The 2,585-nt window shown below is 53.4% G+C and carries 3 protein-coding genes; all 3 read left to right on the top strand.

Annotation, left to right across the window (positions count from 1 at the left end; genetic code table 11):
* The coding region (locus AC29Z1_RS15935) for an NADH-quinone oxidoreductase subunit K (RefSeq protein WP_488272441.1) at positions 1-181 on the top strand (181 nt) is incomplete at its 5' end.
* 9 nt (positions 182-190) lie between these two features.
* Positions 191-1,669 carry a hydrogenase 4 subunit F gene (locus AC29Z1_RS15930; protein WP_488272440.1) on the top strand — a complete coding sequence of 493 codons (1,479 nt, stop codon included), beginning with the start codon at positions 191-193 and terminating at the stop codon, positions 1,667-1,669.
* Between the two features lie 5 nt (positions 1,670-1,674).
* A partial coding sequence (locus AC29Z1_RS15925) for a proton-conducting transporter transmembrane domain-containing protein (protein ID WP_488272439.1) occupies positions 1,675-2,585 on the top strand: 911 nt, incomplete at its 3' end.

Below are 2,585 nucleotides of genomic sequence, written 5' to 3'. Positions count from 1 at the left end.
TATGGAGAACGGGTCGCATTTGACTCTGGCCATCATGGCCTATAACGCGCCCGAAACTGTGGAGATCGGTATCCTGACTGACGCTATTTTTGCCGTCCTGATCATGACAATTATTGCCAGGCGTCTCTTCAGGGTCTTCGGTACCCTGGACACCGATAAGCTCACACTACTAAAAGGTTAGGTGATAGAAGTGGGAGAGAACATTTTATTATACTTGCCTGCGGTACCACTGGGGACAGCTCTTTTAGCCTTTGGGGTGAGGTCCCGGCGTATAGTAGAGGTTGTGCATTTTGTCGGGATCAGTATCGTGACTCTTCTCTCCTTGCTACTGGTGCAGTACGTACTTAACGGACAAACGCTGCTTGCCCTTGGCGGAATGCTCTACGCCGATAGCCTGACGGCGGTCCTTATTCTTATTATCGGGGTACTGGGGTTCCTGAACGGCTTTTACTCTATAGGATATATGAGATATGATCTTGCGCATGGCGAAGTGGATGAGAGGAGCGTCTGCTCTTATTACGGGTTCTATCATATATTTTTGTTCACGATGGTTCTCTCTGTTATATCTAACAATATTGCCATTATGTGGGCTGCGGTTGAAGCAACCACCTTGGGCTCGGCCTTCCTGGTCGGCCTCTATAAACACAAGACCTCGGCGGAAGCTGCGTGGAAGTATGTCCTCATCTGCAGCGGCGGCCTGGCCTTTGCCCTGTACGGGACCATCCTGACCTACTCCAACGCCTTTGCCATGGTGCATGACGCTTACAGGGCGATGCTGTGGACTGAGTTAGTGGGAATGGCCCGGAGCCTTGACCCGCAGGTGATGAAACTGGCCTTTGTATTCATTTTGATCGGCTTCGGTACCAAGGCCGGCCTGTTCCCCATGCACACTTGGCTGCCGGACGCTCACAGCGAAGCCCCGAGCCCGGTTAGCGCCCTGCTGTCGGGTGTGCTGCTAAAGTGCGCGTTATTTGCGATAGTAAGATACTATGCCATTACCTTGCAGGCTGTCGGCAAGGAGTTCCCGCAGACCCTGCTCCTCATTTTTGGCCTTTTGTCTGTGGGTGTCTCGGCTTTCTTCATCCTGGTGCAGAACGATATCAAAAGGAAGCTGGCTTACAGTAGTGTGGAGCATGTAGGCATCATCGCCACCGGCCTGGGCGCGGGAGGGCCGCTGGGAATATTTGCCGCGCTGCTTCACACTGTCAACCACAGCATCACCAAGTCCCTTTTGTTCTGTACAGCAGGGAATATAACTATAAAGTATGGTACCCGGGATGCAGAGAGGATCCGGGGTATGCTGAAGGTAGCGCCCTTTACCGCCTTTATCTTCGCTGTCGGCCTCCTGGCTCTGGCTGGGTCGCCGCCTTTTAACATTTTCGTCAGCGAGTTTATGACCCTTATGGCGGGTCTACAAGGCGGGCATCTCTGGCCGATGATACTGTTTCTTGTGTCTCTAGTGATCGTCTTTGCCGCGCTGCTTATCCTGATAAGCGAGACGGTTTTCGGTTCCCCTCCGGAGGACCTGCCCCGGGGTGATGCCAACTGGCTGACCTTACTGCCTTTTGGGGTCCTGTTTCTGCTCATGGCCGGGCTGGGGATATATATACCGGCGCCGTTGAATGAGCTGCTGAAGAGTGCAGTTAGCGTTGTCCTAGGAGGGAGGTAACAAATATGGTGGGATATGCCGTTGCAAGTATCTTAATCCCTGTATTGGGAAGCGCCCTGGCGCTTATTGCGCCCAACGGCTATGTAAAAAGGATCGTCCAACTGACTACCTTCTTGGCCTTCGTTAGCAGCCTGCTTTTAATGCTCGAATTCATGCAGGCGGGGGGAGTCGGTTTTACGCAGGAGTTAGTGCGCTTCGGCGGTATACAGGTATTCGGCCTTACGGTTGACACGCTCAGTGTTTTGGTTGGCTTTGCCGTAGTCCTTGTGGGCTTTTTGGTGTGTCTTTACTCCCTGGGGTATATGAGTGTCAGCAACAGGGAACACCCTGTTCACGATGGCACTAAAAGGTATTACTTCTTTCTCCTCCTCTTCATCGGGTCCATGGCCGGCCTGGTGTTCTCTTCGACAATGATCGGGCTCCTGGTCTTCTTCGAGCTGACCGGCGTTTGTTCATGGGGTCTGATCGGATTTTACGACCAGCCGGAGGCACGCAAAGCGGCCCTCAAAGCCATTATAGTAACCCACGCTGCGGCTGTGGGCTTCTATGTGGCGACGGCTTATCTGTTCATTCACAGCGGTACTTTCGAGTTGACGGCCCTCGCACGACTCGGCGAGGGAGCCAAGATTGTGGTATTCCTAGGGATACTCCTGGCCGCCTGGGGCAAGTCGGCCCAGTTCCCGCTTCATTCATGGCTTCCTGAAGCCATGGTTGCGCCCACACCGGTCAGCGCCTATTTGCACGCAGCCTCCATGGTGAAGGTTGGGGCCTACATTTTTGCCCGGGCCATGTTATCAGCAGGAAGTGTGCCTCAGGTCATCGGCGTCATCGGTGGGATTATGGCGGTCTGCAGTCTGGTGTATGGTTTTGTAATGTATTTCCCGCAACACGATATGAAAAGGTTACTGGCCTATTC

The organism is Sporomusa sp. (assembly GCF_057736855.1).
This window is presented reverse-complemented; position numbering and strand designations above follow the sequence as displayed.